The following is a 23,537-nucleotide window of genomic DNA, read 5'->3' as shown; positions in this document are numbered from 1 at the left end:
GTCCGCTGTCTCTGGTCCCGCCGGTGGTCCGCGGCGACATCGCCCGGCCCAACCCATCCGGTCAGCTGAGGGTCCATGCGGGTGAGCGTCGCCCGCACGTTCTTGCGGGACCGCCGGGCGGCGCTCGCCGTCACCCACACATGCCGATCCGGGGAGCTGCCATGTCCACCAAGGCCGGGCGTCTTCTGCTTACCAGCCTCGTCGCTGCCGTCGTGCTCGCGAACACCACTACGTCCGCCGCAGCGCATCCGGAAACGCCCGGCCTCAGCGGCCACTACCGGATCGGGGACGATCACCAGGGCAGCTCGTGGTCCCCGGATGCGCATGCGGACGCGGGCACTGTCCGCACCGTGGCGGGCAACGGCACCGTCCGGTCCACCGATTCCAGTTGGAACTCACCCGCTGACGCGGTGGGCCTGGGCGATGTGGGACCGGATGGCTCGTACTACGTCGCTGAGCCGCAGAGACACGTCGTCAGCAAGATCTCGCCCGACGGCACGCGGACGGTCGTGGCGGGCACGGGCGAGGCGGGGTCTTCCGGCGATGGCGGCCCCGCCCGCGCAGCCCGGCTCGACGGGCCGAAGGCAGTTGCGGTCGGACACGACGGCACGCTCTACATCGCGGACGACAGGCGTGTCCGGCGCGTCGGCCCGGACGGCATCATCAGCACCTACGTCGGCAGCGTGGCGGAAAACGGCATTGGCAGTTCGCGGGCCAGCGACATCACACCGCTCGACGTGGCGGTCGATCGGCGAGGAAGCCTGTACATCGCCGATGCGAGCGGCAATCGGATCATCAAGGTGGCGCCGGACAGACGGGCGACCATCGTCGCCGACGAAGGCGCATCCGACAGCGAGCCGGCTGACGTGATCTCGTCCGAGCCCAGGGCGTTGGCGGTCGCCGACGACGGCTCCCTCTACTTCGTCGATCGCGACGCACGGGGGTTCCATGCAGTGCGCCGACTCGGCCCGCAAGGCCGGGCGTCCGTCGTCACCGGCACCGATGCGCGATCGGCAAGGCTCAGCGCCCCGACCGATGTCGCCGTGGCACCGGACGGCACCCTGTACGTCGCCGATGCGGGAAACCACCGGGTGCAGGCGATCGGTTCTCCCGGGCGCAACTCCATTGCAGCCACGCTTTCGGTCGCTGTGCGCGGACCGGGCAGTGTCGACGTGCGCCCCGACGGATCGCTGCTGGTCGGGACGAGCGATCGGGTGATCCGTTCCGTCGAAGGCGGCAAGATCACCACGTTCGCCGACTTGAGCCCGGACGACGCAGCTGCCCCGCGAGCGGCAGACTTCGCCGTCGGCCTGGTCACCAGCGCGGACGTCGACCCGATGACCGGCGAGCTGTACTTCGTCGATCTCGACAGCAAGCTGCGCCGGATCGACCGCGCGGGCCGGGTGCATACCGTCGACCTGGCACCACCCGAAGCGCCGTTCAGCGTCCAAGCCGTGGCTGTGGGCCTCGACGGGACGCCGTACGTCGCAAGCACCGACGCGGTGTGGAAGCTGCCGAAGAACTCCACACCAGTCCTCGTCGCCGGGCGCGGCGCAGCGCCGGTCACAACCGGAAAGCTCGCCCGGGCAGTGAGTTTGCGGCCGTACGCCATCGAGATGTCCCCGGACGGGGCGCTCTACATCGCCGATGCGGCCGGAGTCCTCCGCGTCGAGGAAGACGGGCGGCTCACCGTGGCCCTGAAGCAGGCGAACGCGCAGAGGTATCGCATCGCCCCGGCCCGCGACGGAGTCGTCTATGTCGCGGACACCGACAGGCACCGCGTGGATCGCTACGACCGGTATGGGAAGCGGACCCACGTAGCAGGCAACGGCGCCGACTCCTATGCCTACCACGGCGGCGACAGAGGCGACGGCAACGCCGCCACGAAAGCCCCGCTTCCGGATCCCGGAGACATCACCGTCGCCGAGGACGGCACGCTCTACGTGAGCACTGCGGAAGACATCCGGCGAGTCGACCCCGACGGCACGATCGACACGGTCTTCGTCAACGTCGACGACGAATCCACGAACGCCACGTTCGGCCCGGTGGTCATGCTCGAGATGAGCGGCAACGGCGATCTGTACTTCGGCCAGCTGGGCCGCATCGCAGTCATGGCCCGACCCGGCGAGATCAGCACCGCATCGTGGTATCCGCTCGCGTGGGCAGTCGGGGCTGGCCTGCTTGTTGCCTGCGGTCTCCTGCTGGTCCGGCGCCGCAGTGCCGCTGCTACCCGGACCTCGGGCGACTGACGCAGACGGACCCGGCGGCCGCGGCACGTGCTGGGCTCCCGGCGTGCCTTGCGACGATCCCAACCATCCGAGCCCGCGAACGGTCTCCCATGGCGGCGGCCCGGCACGGCGAACCTTTCCGGCCGGCGAAGCGTCGGCCCTCACGACGGCAGCCGACCCGTGACCGACTGGGTCGGTCACGGAGCCCGGCAACCGCACGGGACGCTCCGACGTCCACCGGCGCCGCACCACAGGCGAACTTCGGGAGGTGTCATGACCACAGTCGCACAGCGGCTTCTGATCGCGGGGGTCGCGGCCGCGATCACGCTCGGCGGAGCGAGTGTGCTCGTCATGCCGGACGACGAGCATGCGGCCCGCGACAAACCCGAACAGCAAACAAACGGCGGACCGGTGGTTGGTCAGACCGAGGTCGTCGCCACCCTGCCCAAGCCGGGGCACGACGGCAACGGGATCGCCGACGGGGAAGCTCAGTCCGGCAAGGGGCTGAGCATCGCCGCCGGTCCGGACGGGACGCTCTACGTCGCGGATGCCGACGGCAGGCGGATCCGCGAGTCGACCCCGACGGCACGATCAGGACGCTGTTCGATGCAGGCAAGTCCGACCAGTACGGCAAGGTCAGCCAGGCAATCGCCACATCCGGTGACGGAAAGGTCTACTTCGGCGCCGAACTTCACGGCCGGCAAGGCCTGTGCGTGGCCGATCGACACGGCAACGTGAAGCAGCTCGCCGACGCATTCCCCACCGACGCGTTTGCCTCCCGCATCGACGACATCGCGGTCGATCGCCACGGCACGGTGTACCTGGCCAGCTCGGATCGATTCGTCGGACGGCTCGACACACACGGCAAAGTCACCACGCTCGTCACCGCCGACGATCTGCCCACGGACCTCCCGGCGTCGACACCGGACGACGAACACTTCGACGACGAACCCGCCTTCGCGATCGCGACCGACAACGCGGGCAACGTGGTGGCCGCCGATTCCCGGGCGGCCAGCCTGTGGCGCATCACGCCCGACGGCACGGTCACCCGGCTGGTCGGCGCGCGCGGCACGGGCAACTCCGGCCACGGCGGCCCGGCGGACCAGGCACAGGTCAGCCAGCACCTGACCGACGTGGCCGTCGACGACGAGGGCACCATCTACTTCGTCGACGCGGGCAACTCCTCGATCAAGCGCATCGACGCCGACGGAACCATCACGTCGATCGCTCCGGCGATCCACCTGCACCGGCCGGTCAGGAACATCGCCATCGGGCCGGACGGCGACATCCTCGGCAGCACCCACACCCAGATCGTGCGGGTCGGCACCCGCCGCGCCCAGCCGGGCGCCGCACGCAACCGAGCACATGGTCCCCGGTGGCAGGCGCCGACACCGGCACGGTCCGCACCGTGGCAGGCGGCGGACACCAGGGGTCGCGGGACGACGAGACATTCGAGTCCTCCCCGCCACCGGTGGACACGATCCCGGAGCACGGACTCGCCCCGATCGGCAAGGGTGCCGTCGGACCGGACGGCTCGTACTACATCGCCGAGCCCGCCCGGCACGTCGTCAGCAAGATCGCACCCGACGGCACCCGCACCGTCGTCGCCGGGACCGGAAACATGGGCACCGAGTTCTCAGCGGCCGACGGCGAACCTGCCAGGGAAACCGACCTGTCGGCTCCGTCGTCGGTCGCCGTCGGAGACGACGGCGAGCTGTTCATCGCCGACCCCGGAGCGCAGCGGGTGTGGCGGGTCGGCCCCGACGGGACCATCGGCACCTACCTGAAGACCGTCGACGTGCAGGCGCCTGCCGGGAAGGGCGAGACCACCGACATCAGCCCGACGGACGTCGAGCTCGACCGGCACGGCCAGCTCTACGTCGCCGACGCGGGCAACGCGCACATCGTCAAGGTGTCTCCGGCTGGGAAGGTGACCACGGTCGCCGGTGGCGGCGGCAGCTACGCGGCTCGGCTCGCCCGTCAGGCTATCGTGGAGCAGCCGACAGCACTGGCCGTTGCCGACGACGGAACCGTCTACTTCGCCGAGAGATGGTCGTCCGGTCCCCTCCATGCCGTCCGAGGGGTCCGCCCCGACGGCCGGATCTTCACGGTTGCGGGCGGCTTCGACGATCTGGGCGGCTACGACGGGGACGGTGGCCAGGCGCCCTCGGCACGCCTCAACGCACCGGCGGACCTCGCGGTGGGGCCGGACGGCACGCTGTACATCGCCGACTCGAAGAACAACCGCGTCCGGGCCGTCGACCGATCGGGCCGCATCAGCACCGTGGCCGGAACCGGCGAACGCACCACCTCCGGCGACAAGGGCCCGGCGACCGCGGCCGCGCTGCACGAACCGATCACCGTCGACGTCGGCTCCGACGGCGCCCTCGTGGTGGGCACGAGCGACCGGCGGATCAGGGTGATCGACGACGGCACGATCAGCACGTTGATCGACTTGCGCGAAGCGGGCGACCAGCAGGCTCCCCGTGCGACGGACGTCCAGCTGAACGTCGTCAGCAGCGCCGCCGTCGATCCCACCACCGGTGAGCTGTACTTCGCCGACTCCGGCCGGTTCTACCGCGTCGACCGCGCCGGCCGGATGCACCCCGTCGACTCGCCTGCGTTGCTCAGCCTGTTCGACAACACCCCGCGGCCGCCGACGATGATGGCGATCGGTCCCGACGGCACCCTGTTCGTGGCAACCGACGAGGCGATCTGGCGGCTTCCGGACAGTGGTGGCCCCGTCCTCGTCGCCGGCTACGGCGCAGGCCGGCCGGAGGACGGCAAGATCGCCTGGGAAACAGCACTGAGCCAGGTCTACCAGGTGGCCGTGTCCCCGGACGGAGCCCTGTACTTCGTCGATCGTTGGGGTGTCTTCCGCGTGAACGACGACGGGCGGCTGACCGCGATCCTGGACCGGTCGAGCCAGCAGCACAGGTTCCGGATCGCCCCGGCCGCCGACGGAGTCGTGTACGTCGCCGACAGGGCCGAGCACCGCGTCTATCGGATCGGCCCGGACGGCAAGCGAACCGTGGTCGCGGGCAACGGCGAGGGCGACGTCACTACCGAGGACGACTACGGCGACGGCGGTGCAGCCACCGACGCGGTCCTGCCCTCCCCCTCGGACGTCGCGGTCGCCGACGACCACACCATCTACGTCGCCAGTTTCGGCGACATCCGGCGCATCGCCCCGAACGGTGAGATCACCACGATCCACCGAGGTTCCAGCGATTCCGACGGTACCGTCGGCCCGACGCAGCTGTGGGGCGTGAACGGCAACGGCGATCTGTACTTCAGCCAAGATGGACGCATCGCCGTCATCGCCAATCCGGCAGGCATCGGATTCTGGGCGGACATGCTGAGCACCCTCGCCTGGGCGGGCGCACTCGGCGTGCTCGCCGGTGCCGGCTACCTGGTGTTCCGTCATCGCGCGTTGGCGAAGGCGAAACCCAGCAGTCAGTACGACCCGTGGAGCCATTCCTGGTCGAACCCGTGATCCGGCGGCCGCCCACCTGCCGGTGGGCACCCGATCCACGGCGGGATCCCCTCGGCCTTGCAGGCCAGTGTCTCGACCGTGCCGGTGGGCACCCGATCCACGCGGGATGCCCACCGGCGGGCCGCCGCCGCGGTCGTCGGGACACGGTGTGACGCAGACGGCCGACAATCTCCAGCCACCGCCCCGTTTGCCCGGTTAACGTGGATCCATGACCTGGAGCGACTACACCACCTTCCTGGTGTTCGCGTTGCTCATCGCGCTGGCACCAGGACCGGACACCCTCGTCGTGCTCAAGAACGGCCTGGCCGGTGGCTTCCGCGCCGGGCTGACGACCATCTGCGGCATCACCACCGGCTGCCTCATCCAGGCCACGGCCGTCGGCTTCGGCCTCGGGGCGTTCGTGGTCCGCTATCAGGTGGTGTTCGAGGTCATCCGCTGGGCAGGCGTGGTCTACCTGTGCTACCTCGGCATCCAGGCGCTCCGCGCGGCCAAGCGCGGCGACTACGCCCAGGTCGGCATGCAGCGCCAGAACACTCGCCTCTGGCGGCGGTTCACCGAAGGGTTCCTCACCAACATCACCAACCCGAAGGTGCTGGTGTTCTTCCTGTCGGTGCTGCCGCAGTTCCTCGATCCGGCCACGGCCACCACGCTGGACGCGCTGGCGCTCGCCTACACGGTGGTGGCTGCCGGTGTGATCTGGCAGCTGGCCGTGCTGGTGGGCGTGCACAAGGTGCGCATGTGGATCTCCCGCACCGGAGTCCGTCGCGCCATCGACGCCCTCACCGGCACGGCGCTGGTCGGTTTCGGCGTCGCACTCGCCACCGAGTAGGCCGCTGCGCGAACCCGCGGGCCCGCCCCGCGCGCTCCTCTGGACGGAAGAACGCAGATCAACCCGCGAACCCGCGGACCTGCGCAGGCGCGGGCAGATCCTCGGCCTGCCCACAGGCCACCCGAGAACCTGCAGACCCGTGCTGGGACTGCGGCCACCCCCACAATGTCGTCCGCAAGGCCGGCACGACGCGTGACCTGCTCGGCCCGGCGGGCGGACGGCATCAGCCGCGATCGGGCGAGGTCGTGATCCGCTCCACCCGGGCGCCCAACCGGTTCAGGTTCTCCACGAAGTGCGGATAGCCGCGGTCGATGTGGAAGACGTCCCACACCTCGGTGACGCCGTCGGCGACCAGCCCGGCGAGCACCAGCCCGGCACCCGCCCTGATGTCGGAGGCCCACACCGGGGCGCTGGAAAGCCGTTCGACGCCGCGCACCACCGCGTGGTGGCCGTCGGTCCTGGCGTCCGCCCCGAGGCGCTTCATCTCGTCGATGAACCGGAACCGCGCCTCGTAGACGTTCTCGGTGATCATCGCCGTGCCCTCGGAGATCGCCGACAACGCCACGGCGAACGGCTGCAGGTCGGTGGCGAACCCGGGGTACGGCAGGGTCACGAAGTCGACCGCCTTCGGCCGGTCCGGCTGCACCACCCGGAAGCCGTTGTCGAACGTGGTCACGTCGGCACCGGCCAGCCGCAGCTTCTCCAGCACCAGGTCGAGGTGGTGCGGATCGACTCCGCGCACCGTCACGTCGCCGCGGGTGATCGCAGCGGCGAAACCCCACGTCGCACCGACGATCCGGTCCCCGACCACCCGGTGCGTCGTCGGGCGTAGCTCGTCGACGCCGTGCACGGTGAGGGTGGAGGTCCCCGCGCCCTCGATCTGCGCGCCCATCTGCTGCAGCATCCGGCACAGGTCGACGATCTCCGGCTCGCGCGCGGCGTTGTCGATCACCGTGGTGCCCTTGGCCAGCACGGCGGCCATCAGGATGTTCTCCGTGGCACCCACGCTGGGGAAGTCCAGCCAGATCTGGGCACCGTGCAGCCCTTCGGCTTCCGCCACCACGCACCCGTGCGCGATCTCGGTGGTGGCACCGAGCTTACGCAGCCCGTTCTGATGCATGTCCAGCGGCCGCGACCCGATCGCGTCGCCGCCCGGCAGGGCGACCACGGCCCGCTTGAGCCTTCCGACCAACGGCCCGAGCACGCACACCGACGCGCGCAGCTTGCCCATCGCCGGGGTGTCCGCACGGTACGACAGTTCCGCGGGCGTGGTGATGCGCACCGTGTCGCCTTGCAGATCGACCTCGCAGCCGACGCTGCGCAGGACGTCCGCCATCAGCGGGACGTCCAGGATCTCCGGGCAGTTGGTGATGGTCGTGGTGCCCTCGGCCAGCAATGCCGCGGCCATCAGCTTCAGCACGCTGTTCTTCGCACCGACGACCTCCACCTCGCCCTCGAGGCGAGCGCCGCCGTAGACGTCGAAGTGCTCACTCACGAGGCCATCATGCCGGGAGCGCACCGGTGACCGCGCAACGGGGCACGGTCAGTACGTGCACCCGCTGGTCGGCAGCTCGGCGATCGACGGCGGGGTCACGCCGTCGTAGATCGCCAGCAGCAGCGGCTGCGGGCACACCGACACCCCGTTGCGGCGGATGCCGACGTGCAGGTGCGGTCCGGTGGAGTTGCCTGTGTTGCCGGAGTACCCGATGTGCTGCCCGGTAGTGACCGCGCCGCTCACCAGGGCGGGCTGGCGGAAGTGGCAGTAGCTGTAGCGGCCGCCGTCGGTGGCCTGGATGACCACGCCGTAGCCGCAGCTGCTGTCGTTGACCGGGGTCGCTTCCCCGCCCCTGATCGCCAGAACCGGCGTGCCCTCGGCGACCGGCAGGTCGATCGCTGGGTAGTCGTGGTGCGGGTCGTCGTACTCGCTGCGCGGCAGCGTGTCCCTGGCGACCGGCAACGAGTAGTCGATCGAGGACGTCGACACCAAGGCCCGCCAGGTCGCGGTGTCGACGGTACCGGTGGCCGGCAAGCCGTGCTCGGACTGGAAGGAGCGCACCGCATCGGCCATCGCGGCGTCGAAGACACCGTCCAGAGCGAACTGGGCACCGTGCTTGTTCAGCTGCACCTTCGCCGCGTTGACCGCGGCAGGCGCGTTCGCGCCCTCGGCGACCTCGATCACCAGCGCGGGCCAGGTCTCGTCACCGACGATGCCGTCGACGCCGAGCCCCTTGGCTTGCTGGAACGCCCGCACCGCGGCCGCGGTGTTCGGCCCGAACACGCCGTCGGGATCGGTCGGATGCCCGTGCGCAGTCACCAGGTACTGCACCGTGGTGACGTTGGGGCCACGATGCCCCTCCCGCGCCAGCGGCCACTGCGCGGCCGAAGCGGACGGCAGCCAGGCAGCCACCGCGATCCCCGCGATCACGGCGACCGCGACCGTCAGGGCGGCGCACGTCGAAGCGATCTTACGGCGGACAGTCATGAGCAGCTCCCCCTCGCGTGGTCCAGCTCGACGCTGGTGACCTTCGCACAAGCTGCCGCCAATGCAAGGGCACGATTTTCCCACTATGCCGGTGACCTGCGCAGACGGCCGATCACTGGGAACGAATGCGCCGCAGTGTGTTATGTCGCAGCCCGGGTGTGCCGGGCCGCGATCCGGCTAGGGTCGATGCATGGCAGTGAGGATCAACCGGGTGTACACCCGCGTCGGCGACAACGGCACCACGGCACTCGGAGACGGCACCCGCGTGCCGAAATCGTCCCCGCGCATCGGCGCCTACGCCGACGTGGACGAAACGAACTCGGCCATCGGGGTCGCGCTGGCCATCGGCCGGCTGCCCGACGACGTCGTGGCCGTGCTCAAGCGCGTGCAGAACGATCTGTTCGACGTCGGCGCCGACCTGTGCACTCCGGTCGTGGCCAACCCCAAGCACCCGCCGCTGCGCATCACCGACAGCTACATCGAGCGGCTGGAGCGGTGGTGCGACGAGTTCAACGAACGGCTCGGCAAGCTCACCTCGTTCATCCTGCCCGGCGGGACCCCGGGCGCGGCGCTGCTGCACCAGGCCAGGACCACGGCACGCCGGGCGGAACGCTCGGCATGGCAGTTGTGGGAAGCCGAGCAGGACACCACCAACCCGCTGGCCATCCGCTACCTGAACCGGCTGTCCGACCTGCTGTTCATCCTGGCCAGGGTGGCCAACCCGGACGGCGACGTGCTCTGGCAGCCGGGCGGCAAGTAGCCCCAGGAAACACGACAGGCCCCGGCGCCGTCAGGAAGCGCGCGGGACCTGGTGCCCCGGGGGCGCCGACTCCAGCCAGGACAAGAAGCCGGTGAGCGCCCCCGGGTCCATCGCGATCTCGATGTCCGGGCCAGCGGACGACGTGCAGAGCAGCACCTTCGCGCCGACCGGCAGCGTGTACTGCTCCTCCCGCGACGGCTCGCGCCGTTCGGTGATGTGCAGATCGGCGCGACTGAGCACCCGGTCCGGGCCGTTGCGCAGGCTCAGCACCCGGAACCACAGGAACTGCTCGCCCCGGTACCGGCCGATACCCAGGTGCCAGCCCGCGATCTCACCGCCGCGCCGACCCGTGCGCCAGCGCAACGCCACCGTGATGCCACCGTTGCGGCGCACGTTGCGCCAGCGCCATGCACCCCAGCAGACGACGACGCCGATCAGGGCGAGGAGACCGATGACCACCGTTGTGATGCTCACGACCACCTCGCCCCGCTGTCCGCTCAGGCCTTCTGCCCAGCAGCGCGCAATCGCGCTTGGGCTTTGGCCCTTTCCGTTTCGTCCTCGGCAGAGCTGAGCTGCTGCCGCGCCTGCTCGACGTCGATCTCCTCACCCAGCTCGGCCGACTCCGCCAGCACGCGGACCGCGTCGGCGGTCACGGACAAGAAACCGCCGTGCACCGCGGCGCCCACGTGCTCGCCGTCGGTGGTGGTGATGGACACCACGCCGCCTTCCACCAGCTGGCCGAACATGGGCTGGTGGCCGGGCAGGATACCGATCTCGCCCTCCGTGGTCTGGGCCACGACGAAGTTCGCCTTGCCCGACCACAGCCGCCGCTCCACGGCGACCAGCTCGACGGTCATCTCCGCCACTGCAACTCCTCGCAACTCGTCCGGCCGGAGTGGCCGAGTGTACTTGGTGCGGCGTGAACCTCGAGCCTCACTTGGTCAGCTCGCGGTACTTCTTCTCCAGGTCGTCCAGACCACCGATGCCCAGGAACGCCTGCTCCGGGTAGTGGTCGTACTCGCCCTTGGTGATCTTGTCGAACGCCTCGATGGTCTCGCTCAGCGGCACCGTCGAACCGGGGATGCCGGTGAACGTCTCGGCCACCAGCATGTTCTGCGACAGGAACCGCTCGATCCGGCGCGCCCGGTGCACCGTGATCTTGTCCTCTTCGGACAGCTCGTCCATACCGAGGATGGCGATGATGTCCTGCAGCTCCTTGTACTTCTGCAGGATCCGGATGACCTCGGAGGCGACCCGGTAGTGCTCCTCACCGACGATGCCCGGCTCGAGGATGGTCGACGTGGACGCCAGCGGGTCGACCGCCGGGAAGATGCCCTTCTGGAACACCGCACGGGACAGCTCCGTGGTGGCGTCCAGGTGGGCGAACGTGGTCGCCGGGGCCGGGTCGGTGTAGTCGTCCGCCGGCACGTAGATGGCCTGCATCGAGGTGATCGACCGGCCGCGCACCGAGGTGATCCGCTCCTGCAGCACGCCCATCTCGTCGGCCAGCGTCGGCTGGTAACCCACCGCCGACGGCATACGGCCGAGCAGCGTGGACACCTCGGAACCGGCCTGGGTGAACCGGAAGATGTTGTCGATGAACAGCAGCACGTCCTGACCCTGCACGTCGCGGAAGTACTCCGCCATGGTCAGCGCGGACAGCGCCACCCGCATACGGGTGCCCGGCGGCTCGTCCATCTGACCGAACACCAGGGCGGTGTCGTTGATCGTGCCGTCCTCGCTCAGCTCGAGGAACAGGTCGGTGCCCTCACGGGTGCGCTCGCCGACGCCGGCGAACACCGAGGTACCACCGAAGTTCTTGGCCACACGGGTGATCATTTCCTTGATCAGCACCGTCTTGCCGACGCCCGCGCCGCCGAACAGACCGATCTTGCCACCCTGCACGTACGGGGTCAGCAGGTCGATGACCTTCAGGCCCGTCTCCAGGATCTTGGTGCTGCCCTCCAGCTGGTCGAACGCCGGCGGGTCACGGTGGATGCTCCACCGCTCCAGGTCCTCGCCGTAGCCCGGCTGGTCGAGGCAGTCACCGAGCGCGTTGTACACGTGGCCCTTGACCTTGTCACCCACCGGGACGGTGATCGGGCCGCCGGTGTCCCGCACCGGGGCGCCGCGCACCAGGCCGTCCTGCGGCTGCAGCGAAATGGTGCGCACCATGTTGTCACCCAGGTGCTGGGCCACCTCGAGCGTGACGGTCTTGCGCAGCTCCTCGAACTCGACCTCGACCTTCAGCGCGTTGTAGATGTTCGGGACCTGCCCGCGCGGGAACTCGACGTCGACGACGGGGCCGGTGACGGAGACGATCCGCCCGACGGCGCCTTCGGTCTTGGCTGCGGTGTCTGCAGTGGTGGTCATCTCACTCATCACTTCCTGCTGCGGCCAGCGCGTCCGCGCCGCCGACGATTTCGCTGATCTCCTGGGTGATCTGGGCCTGGCGAGCCTGGTTCATCTCCCTGGTCAGGGTCTGCACCAGCTCGTTGGCGTTGTCCGATGCCGCCTTCATCGCAGTCCGCCTGGCCGCGAGCTCGGAGGCCGCCGACTCCAGCAAGGCCGCATAGATCCTGGTGTTGATGTACTTGGGCAGCAGCGCGTCGAGCAGCGTGTCCGCGTCCGGTTCGAAATCGTAGACCGAACGCAGCTGGGGCGCCGACGTCGCTTCACCCTCCTCGACGTACTCGACCTCCAGCGGGGCGATCCGCTTGGCCTGCGGGGTCTGGGTGAGCATCGAGCGGAACTCGGTGTAGACGATGTGCAGCTCGTCCACCCCGACGATGCCGTCCGCCCCGCCGCTGTCGCCGACGTCGTCCGCGCCTGCGAGGAACAGCTTGACCATCGTCTCGCCTGCCTCGCGGGCGTGCACGTACTGCGGCTGGTCGCTGAACCCGGTCCAGCTGGCCGCGATCTCCCGGTTGCGGAACCGGTAGTAGTTCACGCCCTTGGCGCCGATGACGAACAGCACCGGCTCCTTGCCCTGCTCCCGCAGCAGCGCCAGCAGCTCCTCGGTGGTGCGCAGCACGTTGGCGTTGTACCCACCACAGAGGCCCTTGTCGCTGGTGACCACCAGCACGGCGGCCCGGCGCGGGTTCTCCCGTTCGGTCAGCAGCGGGTTGTCCAGCGTCGTGGCGGCCGTGGCCAGCTCGGACAGCGCCGTGGTGATCTCCGAGCTGTACGGCCGGGCCGCCTCGACTCGCGCCTGCGCCTTGGCGATGCGCGAGGTGGCGATCAGCTCCATCGCCTTGGTGATCTTGCCGATGGACTTGGTCGCCTTGACCCTGGCCCGAAGTTCGCGAAGTTGCGCGCCCATCTAGCTCACCGTCCTAACGCGCCGCACCGTCGATGCTCCGCACATCACCGTCATCACTTCGGGGCGGGCTTGGCGACCTTGACGGTCTCCTGCCCGACCTTCTCCTCGTCCATCGCCTCGGCCTCGGCCTCCACCAGCGGCGTGCCCTCCGAGGTCACGAAGCCCTTCTTGAACTCCTTGGTGACCTCGACCAGCCGGTTGGCGAGCTCGTCGGAGAAGTCGCCGGTGTCCCGGATCTCCGCCAGGATGCCCTCGTGCTTGTGCCGGATGTGCTCGATGATCTCGGCGTTGAACCGGCGCACGTCCTCCAGCGGCACGTCGTCGAAGTGCCCGTTGGTGCCCAGGTAGACGGTCACCACCTGCTCTTCGACCGGAATCGGCGAGTACTCGCGCTGCTTGAGCACCTCGTACAGCCGGGCACCGCGGTCCAGCTGGCGCTTGGAGGCCTCGTCCAGGTCGGAGGCGAACGCGGCGAACGCCTCCAGCTCGCGGTACTGCGACAGGTCGATACGCAGCGAGCCAGCGACCTTCTTCATCGCCTTGATCTGCGCGTCACCACCGACGCGGGACACCGAGATACCGACGTCGATGGCCGGCCGCTGACCCGAGTTGAACAGGTCGGACTGGAAGAAGCACTGCCCGTCGGTGATCGAGATGACGTTGGTCGGGATGTAGGCCGACACGTCGTTGGCCTTGGTCTCGATGACCGGCAGGCCGGTCAGCGAGCCGCCGCCCATCTCGTCGGACAGCTTCGCGCACCGCTCCAGCAACCGGGAGTGCAGGTAGAACACGTCACCCGGGAACGCCTCACGACCCGGCGGGCGGCGCAGCAGCAGCGAGATGGCCCGGTAGGCCTCCGCCTGCTTGGTCAGGTCGTCGAAGATGATCAGGACGTGCTTGCCCTCGTACATCCAGTGCTGGCCGAGCGCCGAGCCGGCGTACGGGGCGATCCACTTGAAGCCCGCGGAGTCGGACGCCGGGGCGGCCACGATGGTGGTGTACTCCATCGCGCCGTGGTCCTCCAGCGTCTTCTTCACGCTGGCGATGGTCGAGCCCTTCTGGCCGACGGCCACGTAGATGCAGCGCACCTGCTTCTTCGGGTCGCCGGTCTTCCAGTTGGACCGCTGGTTGATGATCGTGTCCACGCAGACCGAGGTCTTGCCGGTCTTGCGGTCACCGATGATCAGCTGGCGCTGACCGCGGCCGATCGGGGTCATCGCGTCGATCGCGGTGATGCCGGTCTGCAGCGGCTCGTGCACCGGCTTGCGCTGCACCACCGACGCCGCCTGCAGCTCGAGCGCACGGCGACCGGTGGCCTCGATCTCGCCGAGACCGTCGATCGGCTGCCCGAGCGGGTTGATCACACGGCCGAGGAACGCATCCCCCACCGGCACCGACAGGATCTGACCGGTGCGCTTGACCTGCTGGCCCTCCTCGATCGACTCGAAGTCACCGAGGATGGCGACACCGACTTCCCGGGGGTCCAGGTTCAGCGCGACGCCGAGCACGCCGCCGGGGAACTCCAGCAGCTCGTTGGCCATCGTCGAGGGCAGGCCCTCGACGTGCGCGATGCCGTCACCCGCGTCGACGACGACCCCGACCTCTTCCCGGCTGGTGTCCGGGGAGTAACTCGAGACGTAGTTCTCGATCGCACTGCGGATCTCGTCCGAGGAGATCGTCAGCTCCGCCATGAAAGTTTCCCGCTCTCACTATCTCGTATCCACTGACAAAGTTCGTGTTGCCGCTAGCCGGCCAGCTGACCGCGCAGCGCCGCGATGCGGCCCGCCGCGCTGCCGTCGATGACCTCGTCACCGACCTTGACCACGATGCCGCCCAGCACGTTCGGCTGGACCTCGACGTGCACCGCGATCGGGCGCCCGTAGATCCGTTCCAGCTTGTCCGCCAGCTGGTTGCGTTCGTCGTCGGTCAGCGGCACGGCCGTCGTGACGTGCGCCACCGACCGCTCGCGCCGCTTGGCGGCCAGTTCGGCGATGCCGTCCAGCCCGTGCGCCACGGAACGGCCGGCCGGGTCGGCCACGACCTGCTCGATCAGCGACAGCGTCAGCGGGGAGACCTTGCCGCCGAAGACGGAGTCGACGAGTTGCCGCTTGGCCTCGGCGGGCGCGGCGGGGTCGCCGAGTGCCTGCTCGAGCTCGGGGGTCCGGTCGAGCAGCCGGGCGGTGGCGAACAGCTCCGACTCGACGGTGTCGAGCTTGCCGTCGGCCTCGGCGGCCGCCAGCAGCGCATCGGCGGCCAGCGTGCGCACCCCGCCGGCCAGCTCACGCGGGTTGGACCAGCGGCTTTCCGCCACCGTCTCGAGCACCTGCACCGTCGCCGCGCTGAGCTTGGCGCCGACCAGGTTGCGCACCAGCCCGACGCGGGCCGCCTCTGCGGCCGACGGGTCGGCCAGCGCGCGGCGCAGCGACACCTCCCTGCGCAGCACCTGCGCGAAGGCGGCCAGCTCGGCGCCGACCGTCTTCGCGTCGGCATCGGATCCGCTCAGCACCCCGTCCAACCGGTGCTCGGCGGCGGCCAGCGCCTCGCGGCTGGCGGCGTGCATGGATGGTGCGGCAGTCACCTAGTTCCTCGCTCCCTGAGCATCCAGCTCCGCCAGGAACCGCTCGACGGTCCGGCGCCTGCGGGTTTCGTCCTCGAGCGCCTCACCGACGATGCGGCTCGCCAGCTCGACAGCGTTGCGGCCGTACTCGGCGCGCAGCTCGGCGATCACCTGCTGGCGCTGGGCCTCCAGCTGGGCCTTGCCTGCCGCGACGATGCGCTCCGCCTCGGCCTGGGCCTCGGCCCGCGCTTCCTCGCGGATCCGCTCCGCCTCCAGCCGGGCGTCGTCGCGGATCTTGGCGGCTTCGCTGTGCGCCTCGGCCAGCTGTGCGGTGTACTGCTGACGCGCCCGCTCGGCTTCCGCCTGCGCCTGCTCGGCCTTGCGGATCCCGCCCTCGATCTCCTCGGTCCGCTTGGCGTAGGCCTCTTCGAACTTCGGGACCGCGAACTTCCACAGGACGAACACCAGGATCCCGAACGCGATCAGGCCGAGCACGATCTCGGCGGGCTTCGGGAATACCGGGTTGTGCTCCTCGGCGGCGGCCAGGAGGATTGCCGTCGTCATCTACAACTCCAACGGGATCGAGTCGGCGACCGGGATCAACCGGCCATGAAGAACAGCACGAAGCCGATCAGCGCGAGAACCTCGACGAGGGCGAACGTCTGCCACGCGATACCCATCAGCTTGCCCTGGGCCTCCGGCTGACGCGCGGTGCCCGAGATGACGGACGACCAGATCAGACCCACACCGAGCGCTGAGCCGATCGCGGCGAGGCCGTAGCCGATCGCGGCGAGACCCGGGTTGATGTCGACAGCCTCCTGGGCACCCTGTGCCAGAACCATTGCGGTGCTCACTTGATGTTTCCCTTTCCAATCGGTCCGCGTGTCTGCGGATCGTCAGGCTTTGCGGTTGCTTACCTGGTCTCGGTGGTCGGTGTTCCTCAGTGCTCCTCGGCAAGTGCCTGGCCGACGTAGCTGGCCGCCAGCAGCGCGAAGATGTACGCCTGGATGACCTGGATCAGCGCCTCCAGGAAGGTCAGGGCGATCACCGCCGCCCATGACATCAGCGACACCGGCTTGAGCGCCGGAGCGGCTTCCAGCAACAGGTACTCGCCGCCGAGGGTGAACACCAACAGCAGCAAGTGGCCCGCGAACATCGCGGCGAACACACGGATCGCCAGCGTGAGCGGGTTCATGAAGAACTTGATGAACAGCTCGATGGGCACCAGCAGGAAGTAGACCAGCGTCGGCGCCCCTGGCGGCATCAGCTGGTGCTTGAAGTGCCCGACGAACCCGTGCTTGCGAATGCCGACGATGTTCCACATCGGGTAGACGATCAGCACGGAGATCGCCAGCGGGAAGGCGATGTGCGACATCGTCGGGAACTGGATGAAGGGGATGATCCCGTACAGGTTGTTCACCAGGATGAAGGTGAACAGCGCCACGAAGAACGGGATGAACGGGCGGAAGTGCTCCGACCCGAGCTGCTCACGCGCGATGTTGTTGCGCGGGAAGTTGTAGATCGACTCGGCGATGAACTGGAAGCGGCTCGGGACGACCTGCATGCGCCGGGCTGCCACCACGAAGAAGACCGAGATGATCAGCACCGACAGCACCAGCAGCACCATCGCCTTGTCCACGCCGCCGAAAATCGGCGGGAGGAAGAAGTCCGCCACACCCGGCGGGACGAAGTCTTCCTGTGCCAGTACCTGTGCGTCCAACGCACGGGCTCCTTCCGGTTCTCCCAGCCGGCTTCACGCCGACGGGGGAATCGTCGTGATCTGCGGTTAACGTACCTGACCTGTCCGGGTGGCCTTGACCGAGGGTGAACCGCACCTTGCCTGGCAACTCCGCCCGGTGAGCGCGACCTTATCAGCTGCGGTTTCGCCCGCCGTACGGGCGTACTCTTTTCCCGCCGCGTGACCCCGCGTCACACGATCAACGTGGGGATTTTCGTCCTCCGGAAGGCCACCACCTCGGCACCGGTCCACACCACCACGGCGGCGATCAGGGTCAGCGCGAGTGACGTCGGGTGCAGCCACGCAACACCCTTGAGGGTGATGGCCACGATCAGCAGTGCGACGAGCTTCACTACGTAACCGCCAAGTGCGACGGCCATCACAACCTGCGGCGGCAGCTCGGCGGACTGCTTCATCAGCACCAGGGTGAGCAGCGACGACGCGACCGCGATCGCTCCGCCGAGCAGCGCGCCCCACACGCCGGGCAGGCCGACGGCCAGCCAGGCCACGAGCGCGCCGGCGGCCACCACGCCCACCGACGGCCACACGGCGGTGCGCAGCATGGCGTCGGCCAGCTTCCGCACCGAATCGGCGTGCGTCTTGGGCACCTGCGCGGCCGCCTCGGTGATCTCGTCGGTGGCCTTGTCGGTCGCGCCGTCCTCGCTCACTCGCCCACTCCCTCGCTTCGGCTTCGCGGGTTGAGTCTAGGCACCGCCGAGACGATCACCGCCACCAGCAGGCCCGCCACGAACACCCACGCGACCAGCACCGGGTCGAACAACGTCAGCGCCACCGCGCCGAAGGCCAGCAACCCCGCCCACATGTAGATCAGCAGCACCGCCCTGCGGTGCGAGTGGCCCAGCTGCAGCAGCCGGTGGTGCAGGTGCATCTTGTCGGCGTGCATCAGGCTCAGCCCGCGCCGGGTACGGCGGATGATGGCCATGCCCAGATCCAGCAGGGGGATGAACAGCACGGCCAGCACCACGATGGCGGGCGACAGCAGCGCGACGACGTCGGTGCCCTGGTACTGCTCCGGGGAAAGCCTGCCGGAAGCCGACGTGCTGGCCGCGGCCAGCATCAGCCCGATGAGCATCGATCCGGAGTCGCCCATGAACAGCCGGGCGGGCTGGAAGTTGTGCGGTAGGAAGCCGAGGCAGGCGCCCGCCAGGGTGGCGGCGATGAGTGCGGGCGGGTAGCTGTCCACGTTGCTCTCCGGCTTGGCCAGCAGGCCGAGGGAGAACGCGCAGATGGCCGCGGCGGTGATGAAACCGAGGCCCGCCGCCAGCCCGTCCAGGCCGTCGACGAAGTTCATCGCGTTGACCATGGTGACGACCAGCAGCACCACCAGCAGGCTGCCCTGGTTCTCGTCCAGGATCAGGTAGCTGCCGAAGTCGCCCGCGGTGCCGCCCCACGGCACCCAGAACGCGTTCCACTGCACACCGAACAGCACCAGCAGTCCGGCGCAGGTGATCTGGCCGGCCAGCTTGGTCCACGCGTCCAGGTCGAAGCGGTCGTCCAGCGCGCCGATCAGCACGATCAGCCCGCCGCCGACCAGCACGCCGATCGGGTCGAGCGAGTACTCGAACGACGCCCGCAGCACCGGCAGCTGGTGAGCCAGGAACATGCCGCCCACCACGCCCGCGTACATGGCCAGGCCGCCCATGTACGGCATGGGCTTGGCGTGCACGTCCCGCGCGCGCGGATAGGCCATCGCGCCGACCCGCATGGCGAAGGCCCTGGCCACGCCGGTGAGCAGGAACGTCAGCGCGGCGGTGATCAAGCCCACGAGCACGTACTCGCGGATGGGAACGGTGACCGTCGTCATGGGCGTCAACCCGCGACCTGCACCTGGGTGCCGAGCGCTTCGGACACCGCGTCCACGCCGACCGATCCGGTGCGCAGCACCACCGGTTCGTCGCCGGTCAGGTCGACGATGGTGGACGGGACGGGATCGCCGGACGGGCCACCGTCGAGGTAGACCGAGACGTCGTCGCCGAACTGCTCGACGGCCTCCGTCGCGGTGGTGGCGGGCCGCTCACCGGACCGGTTGGCGCTGCTCACCGCCATCGGGCCGACCTCGCGCAGCAGCTCGAGCGCGACCGGGTGCAACGGCATCCGCAGCATCACCGTGCCGCGGGTGTTGCCCAGGTCCCACGACAGGCTCGGCGCGTGCGGCAGCACGATGGACAGATCGCCCGGCCAGAACGCCTCGATGAGCGTGTATGCCTGCTTCGGCACGCTGAGCACCAGGCCTTCGACGGTCTCCCAGGAGCCGACGAGCACACCGACGGGCATGTCCGGACCGCGCCGCTTGGCCGCCAGCAACGAGCGCACCGCGGCACCGTCGAAGGCGTCACAGCCGATCCCGTAGACCGTGTCGGTCGGCAGCACCACCAGCTGCGCGGACCGGACGGCGGCGGCCGCCGCCGCGATGCCGTCGGCGCGCTGCTGACGTATCGCGCAGTCGTACACCTGGCTCACTCCGGTGAGCCTAGACCGACCGCGATCCTGCTCACGCCAAGCCCCTCACGCCGCCGCCGCGCCCGGTGTGACGTCGCCGATCGCCCGGAAGACGGCGACGTCACACGGTGTTGCACCAGGTGTGAGCACTCAGCGCGACGGCTTCGGCCGGGGTGGCGGCACCGAGCTGGCCGGCCGTCAGGCAGGTGAACCGCTCGACCGGGCGATCCCGCCGGGCAGCAGGCAAGCAAGCGGACCGCTCGACCGGGCGACGGGCACGCCGGTGAACCCGGCGGCCGGCGGAGCGCAGCCGGGCACGCCGATCGACACCGTGGTGATCGGCGGCGGGCAGGCCGGGCTGTCCACCGCCTATTTCCTGCGCAAGTTCGGCATCGAGTACGTGGTGCTCGATCACTCCCCCGCCGCGGGCGGCGCCTGGCAGTTCCGCTGGCCGTCGCTGACCCTGTCCACCGCCCATCGGGTGCACGACCTGCCCGGCATGCCGCTCGGCGAGCAGGACACCTCGCGCCCCGCTGCCGAAGTGGTCTCCGAGTACTTCGCCCGCTACGAGCGGACCTTCCAGCTCAACGTGCGACGTCCGGTCCACGTCGCCGCGGTTCGCGACTCGGGCGACCGCCTCGTCGTCGAATCCTCCGCCGAGGTGTGGCTGGCCCACACCGTGGTGAACGCCACCGGCACATGGGACAAACCGTTCGTTCCTTACTACCCCGGCCGGGAGACGTTCCGCGGATGGCAGCTGCACAGCTCCGCCTACCCCGGTGCGGACGCCTTCGCGGGCAAGCATGTCGTCGTGGTCGGCGGCGGCGCGTCGGCCACCCAGCAGCTGGCGGAGATCTCCCAGGTCACGACCACCACGTGGGTGACAAGGCGGCCGCCGGAGTTCCGTGCCGCCGGGGCGTTCACCGAGGAGTGGGGCCGGCGGGTGGAGGCGGCCGTCGCGGCCAACACCGCTCGCGGCGGCCCACCGCGCAGCGTGGTCAGCTACACCGGGCTCGGCCTGACCCCCGAGGTGGAGGCGGCGCGGAAGCGCGGCGCTCTCGACCGGCTGCCGATGTTCGACCGGATCACCCCGGACGGCGTGGCGTGGGACGACGGGCGGTTCGTCCGTGCCGACGTGATCCTGTGGGCGACCGGCTTCCGGCCCGCCGTCGATCACCTGGCTCCGCTCAAGCTGCGCGAACCGGCGGGCGGGATCGCGGTGGTGAACACGCGAGCGGTGCGCGAGCCACGGCTGTTCCTCGTCGGCTACGGACCATCGGCCAGCACCATCGGAGCGGCACGGGCCGGCCGCGTCGCGGCCACCGGGGTGCGCGACCTGCTCACGGCGAAGGACCTGCAGGTGGCGTGACGCCTACTCGGTCGGCGCGCCGCGCACGGCCGTGGCGAAGCGCGGCCGCCCGGCCAGATCCTTGTGATCTCGCACGTCACCGAGCACACGGCGGCTGCGCAGCAACGCGGGCACCGCTTCGCCGTGACTGTCGTCGTGCTCGATCGCGACGCCGCCGCCGGGTACCAGCAGCCGGGCGGCGATGGCGACCACGTGACGGATGATGGCCAAGCCGCCGTCGTCGGCGAACACCGCTTGCGGCGGATCGTGCTCGGCCACCTCGGGTGGCAGCTGGGCGTTGCGCGGCACGTACGGCGGATTGCACACGACCAGGTCGACCACGCCGTCCAGCTCGCTGAACAGGTGCGGATCGGTCACGTCACCGGAGTACAGCTTGATCGGCGTGTCACCGGCCTCGGCGCGCCGGTTCGCGTTGTGCCGGGCCCACGCCAGCGCCTGCGGGTCGTTGTCGACCGCGTAGACCTGGGCGTCCGGGCGTTCGTGCTGGATCGCCAGGGCGAGCGCGCCGGACCCGGTGCACAGGTCCATCACCACCGGGCCTTCCCGGCCCTTCAGCAGCTCCAGGCCCCACTGCAGGATCAGCTCGGTCTCCGGCCTCGGCACGAACACCCCGGGACCGACCTCGACGTCGACGGGGCCCATGGTGGCCACGCCGGTCAGGTGCTGCAGCGGCACCCGCTTGGCGCGCTGTTCGACCAGCTCCCGCAGCGCCTCGATCACCGGGGGATCGACCAGCGGGATCAGCGGCAGCCTGCTGCGGTCGACCCCGAGCACGTGGGCCGCCAGCACTTCGGCGTCCACCCGCGGGGAGGGCACCCCCGCCTGCTCGAAAATCCGGATGGCCTCCAGGATGGCCAACCGCAACGGTTGCCGCTTCACGTCGTCAGCCTAACCGGGCAGACCGGCCCGAGCAGGGAAGAACCGCCGCGGGCGAGCAGGCTCACGCCCCGGTCCGCTCGGCCTGCGCCTTGGCGTGTTCGGCCAGCCGCTCGGCCCGGTCGGCGGCGGCCAGTGCGTCGAGCACCGCGTCCAGGTCGCCGTCCAGCACCTGGTCGAGGTTGTAGGCCTTGTAGTTGACCCGGTGGTCCGAGATGCGGTTCTCCGGGAAGTTGTAGGTGCGGATCCGCTCCGACCGGTCGACCGTGCGCACCTGCGAGCGACGGGCGTCGGCCGCCTTGGCCGCGGCCTCCTCCTCGGCCATGGCCTGCAGGCGGGCTTGCAGCACCTGGATCGCTCGCGCCCGGTTCTGGATCTGCGACTTCTCGTTCTGGCAGGTCACCACCAGCCCGGTGGGCAGGTGGGTGACCCGCACCGCGGAATCGGTGGTGTTCACGCTCTGCCCGCCCGGCCCGGACGACCGGAACACGTCGATCTTGAGGTCGTTCGGGTCGATCTCGACGGTGACCTCTTCCGGCTCCGGGTACACCAGCACACCGGCCGCGGAGGTGTGGATACGGCCCTGCGCCTCAGTGACCGGCACGCGCTGCACGCGGTGCACGCCGCCCTCGTACTTCAACCGGGCCCAGACCCCGTCCGGGCCGTCACCCTTGCCCTTGATGGACAGCGTGACGTCCTTGTAGCCGCCCAGCCCGGTGTCGGTGGCGTTGAGCACCGTGGCCTTCCAGCCCTGACGCTCGGCGTAGCGCAGATACATGCGCAGCAGGTCGCCCGCGAACAGCGCGGACTCCTCCCCGCCTTCGCCGGACTTGACCTCCAGGATCACGTCCGACGCGTCGTACGGGTCCCTGGGCAGCAGTAGCTCGGTGAGCCGGTTCTCCAGCTGCTCCACCCGCTTGGCCAGCTGTTCGGCCTCGTCGGCGAAGCTTTTGTCCTCGGCCGCCAGCTCGCGCGCGGCGGCCAGGTCGTCCTGGGCCGACGACAGCTCGGTGCAGGTGGTGACGATCGGCTTCAGTTCGGCGTATCGCCGACCCAGCTTGCGCGCACGCGCGGCGTCGGCGTGCACCGCTGGGTCAGCGAGTTGCCGTTCCAGCTCGGCGTACTCGTCGAGCAAGCCTTGCAGCGACGAGGCGTCCAATTACTTCTTGCGCTTGCCGTAACGGGCCTCGAACTTGGCCACCCGGCCACCGGTGTCCAGGATCTTCTGCTTGCCGGTGTAGAAGGGGTGGCAGTTGGAGCAAACCTCGACGTGGATGTGACCGGTGGACTTGGTGCTGCGGGTGACGAAGCTGTTGCCGCAGCTGCAGACCACCTGGGTCGGCACGTACTCGGGGTGAATACCGCTCTTCATGGTGTCCTCTCTTGATGGTCCCGGGTCCTCGACCGACAGGTGAGGTGA

General features: G+C 69.6%; 23 protein-coding genes. 5 read left to right on the top strand and 18 right to left on the bottom strand.

Features of this window, described 5'->3' with window-relative positions; genetic code table 11:
• The first annotated feature begins 161 nt into the window (after positions 1-161).
• On the top strand, positions 162-2,249 hold the full coding sequence (locus tag YWY_RS0112635; RefSeq protein WP_028847898.1) for an NHL domain-containing protein: 2,088 nt from the start codon (positions 162-164) through the stop codon (positions 2,247-2,249).
• Between the two features lie 515 nt (positions 2,250-2,764).
• Here YWY_RS0112635 and YWY_RS0112630 read toward each other — a convergent pair.
• Positions 2,765-3,532, bottom strand: coding sequence for a hypothetical protein (locus YWY_RS0112630; protein WP_156899226.1), 768 nt, complete (start codon positions 3,530-3,532; stop codon positions 2,765-2,767).
• 71 nt (positions 3,533-3,603) lie between these two features.
• On the opposite strand from YWY_RS0112630, the gene YWY_RS23315 reads away from it, so the two are divergent.
• Entirely contained in the window at positions 3,604-5,724 is a 2,121-nt protein-coding gene (locus YWY_RS23315; RefSeq protein WP_028847895.1) for an NHL domain-containing protein, read from the top strand.
• 208 nt (positions 5,725-5,932) lie between these two features.
• On the top strand, positions 5,933-6,553 hold the full coding sequence (locus YWY_RS0112615; protein ID WP_028847894.1) for a LysE family translocator: 621 nt from the start codon (positions 5,933-5,935) through the stop codon (positions 6,551-6,553).
• Positions 6,554-6,776: 223 nt separating this feature from the next.
• Here the strand turns inward: YWY_RS0112615 and murA are convergent, their stop codons facing one another.
• Positions 6,777-8,048, bottom strand: a complete 1,272-nt coding sequence (gene murA / locus YWY_RS0112610) for a UDP-N-acetylglucosamine 1-carboxyvinyltransferase (RefSeq protein ID WP_028847893.1) — start codon at positions 8,046-8,048, stop codon at positions 6,777-6,779.
• Positions 8,049-8,096: 48 nt separating this feature from the next.
• Positions 8,097-9,035: a peptidoglycan-binding protein gene (locus YWY_RS21835; RefSeq protein ID WP_038045055.1), complete on the bottom strand. Its 939-nt coding sequence runs from the start codon at positions 9,033-9,035 to the stop codon at positions 8,097-8,099.
• A 190-nt stretch (positions 9,036-9,225) separates the two neighbouring features.
• On the opposite strand from YWY_RS21835, the gene YWY_RS0112600 reads away from it, so the two are divergent.
• Complete coding sequence (locus YWY_RS0112600) at positions 9,226-9,795, top strand: cob(I)yrinic acid a,c-diamide adenosyltransferase (protein ID WP_028847892.1); 570 nt, start codon at positions 9,226-9,228, stop codon at positions 9,793-9,795.
• A gap of 30 nt (positions 9,796-9,825) precedes the next feature.
• Here the strand turns inward: YWY_RS0112600 and YWY_RS0112595 are convergent, their stop codons facing one another.
• The 12 genes from YWY_RS0112595 to YWY_RS0112540 all read right to left on the bottom strand — a co-directional run bounded on the left by YWY_RS0112595 (position 9,826) and on the right by YWY_RS0112540 (position 19,893).
• A complete protein-coding gene (locus YWY_RS0112595) occupies positions 9,826-10,269 on the bottom strand; it encodes a DUF2550 domain-containing protein (RefSeq protein WP_028847891.1) in 444 nt (147 codons plus the stop codon).
• 23 nt (positions 10,270-10,292) lie between these two features.
• On the bottom strand, positions 10,293-10,661 hold the full coding sequence (locus YWY_RS0112590) for a F0F1 ATP synthase subunit epsilon (RefSeq protein WP_028847890.1): 369 nt from the start codon (positions 10,659-10,661) through the stop codon (positions 10,293-10,295).
• 67 nt (positions 10,662-10,728) lie between these two features.
• On the bottom strand, positions 10,729-12,168 hold the full coding sequence (gene atpD, locus YWY_RS0112585; RefSeq protein WP_028847889.1) for a F0F1 ATP synthase subunit beta: 1,440 nt from the start codon (positions 12,166-12,168) through the stop codon (positions 10,729-10,731).
• 1 nt (position 12,169) lies between these two features.
• Entirely contained in the window at positions 12,170-13,117 is a 948-nt protein-coding gene (locus YWY_RS0112580) for a F0F1 ATP synthase subunit gamma (RefSeq protein WP_028847888.1), read from the bottom strand.
• 53 nt (positions 13,118-13,170) lie between these two features.
• Positions 13,171-14,808, bottom strand: a complete 1,638-nt coding sequence (gene atpA, locus YWY_RS0112575) for a F0F1 ATP synthase subunit alpha (protein ID WP_028847887.1) — start codon at positions 14,806-14,808, stop codon at positions 13,171-13,173.
• A 53-nt stretch (positions 14,809-14,861) separates the two neighbouring features.
• Positions 14,862-15,677, bottom strand: a complete 816-nt coding sequence (locus YWY_RS0112570; protein WP_038045054.1) for a F0F1 ATP synthase subunit delta — start codon at positions 15,675-15,677, stop codon at positions 14,862-14,864.
• Positions 15,678-15,695: 18 nt separating this feature from the next.
• The gene (locus YWY_RS0112565; RefSeq protein WP_028847885.1) at positions 15,696-16,238 is read right to left on the bottom strand and encodes a F0F1 ATP synthase subunit B; all 543 of its coding nucleotides are present in this window, start codon (positions 16,236-16,238) and stop codon (positions 15,696-15,698) included.
• A 35-nt stretch (positions 16,239-16,273) separates the two neighbouring features.
• Positions 16,274-16,516 carry an ATP synthase subunit c family protein gene (locus tag YWY_RS0112560; protein WP_028847884.1) on the bottom strand — a complete coding sequence of 81 codons (243 nt, stop codon included), beginning with the start codon at positions 16,514-16,516 and terminating at the stop codon, positions 16,274-16,276.
• 98 nt (positions 16,517-16,614) lie between these two features.
• Complete coding sequence (gene atpB, locus YWY_RS0112555) at positions 16,615-17,394, bottom strand: F0F1 ATP synthase subunit A (RefSeq protein WP_028847883.1); 780 nt, start codon at positions 17,392-17,394, stop codon at positions 16,615-16,617.
• Positions 17,395-17,603: 209 nt separating this feature from the next.
• Positions 17,604-18,080 (bottom strand): Cg1360 family ATP-synthase-associated protein, encoded by a 477-nt coding sequence (locus tag YWY_RS0112550; protein WP_245566659.1) that lies wholly within the window; start codon positions 18,078-18,080, stop codon positions 17,604-17,606.
• A complete protein-coding gene (locus YWY_RS0112545; protein ID WP_084609228.1) occupies positions 18,077-19,237 on the bottom strand; it encodes a glycosyltransferase family 4 protein in 1,161 nt (386 codons plus the stop codon). Before YWY_RS0112545 ends, YWY_RS0112550 begins: the two co-directional genes overlap by 4 nt.
• A 5-nt stretch (positions 19,238-19,242) precedes the next feature.
• Positions 19,243-19,893, bottom strand: a complete 651-nt coding sequence (locus YWY_RS0112540) for an L-threonylcarbamoyladenylate synthase (protein WP_028847880.1) — start codon at positions 19,891-19,893, stop codon at positions 19,243-19,245.
• 301 nt (positions 19,894-20,194) lie between these two features.
• Here YWY_RS0112540 and YWY_RS0112535 point away from each other — a divergent pair, with 301 nt between their 5' ends.
• Complete coding sequence (locus YWY_RS0112535; RefSeq protein WP_028847879.1) at positions 20,195-21,241, top strand: NAD(P)-binding domain-containing protein; 1,047 nt, start codon at positions 20,195-20,197, stop codon at positions 21,239-21,241.
• A gap of 3 nt (positions 21,242-21,244) precedes the next feature.
• Here the strand turns inward: YWY_RS0112535 and prmC are convergent, their stop codons facing one another.
• From prmC to rpmE, 3 genes are all read right to left on the bottom strand, one after another.
• Positions 21,245-22,120 carry a peptide chain release factor N(5)-glutamine methyltransferase gene (gene prmC / locus YWY_RS0112530; RefSeq protein ID WP_028847878.1) on the bottom strand — a complete coding sequence of 292 codons (876 nt, stop codon included), beginning with the start codon at positions 22,118-22,120 and terminating at the stop codon, positions 21,245-21,247.
• Positions 22,121-22,181: 61 nt separating this feature from the next.
• On the bottom strand, positions 22,182-23,276 hold the full coding sequence (prfA, locus tag YWY_RS0112525; protein ID WP_028847877.1) for a peptide chain release factor 1: 1,095 nt from the start codon (positions 23,274-23,276) through the stop codon (positions 22,182-22,184).
• Positions 23,277-23,489 carry a 50S ribosomal protein L31 gene (gene rpmE / locus YWY_RS0112520; protein WP_028847876.1) on the bottom strand — a complete coding sequence of 71 codons (213 nt, stop codon included), beginning with the start codon at positions 23,487-23,489 and terminating at the stop codon, positions 23,277-23,279.
• Between the last annotated feature and the right edge of the window lie 48 nt (positions 23,490-23,537).

Source organism: Thermocrispum agreste DSM 44070 (genome assembly GCF_000427905.1).
Lineage (GTDB): Bacteria > Actinomycetota > Actinomycetes > Mycobacteriales > Pseudonocardiaceae > Thermocrispum > Thermocrispum agreste.
Note: the sequence above shows the minus strand (reverse complement) of the source record. Positions and strands in the feature narration are given on the sequence as shown.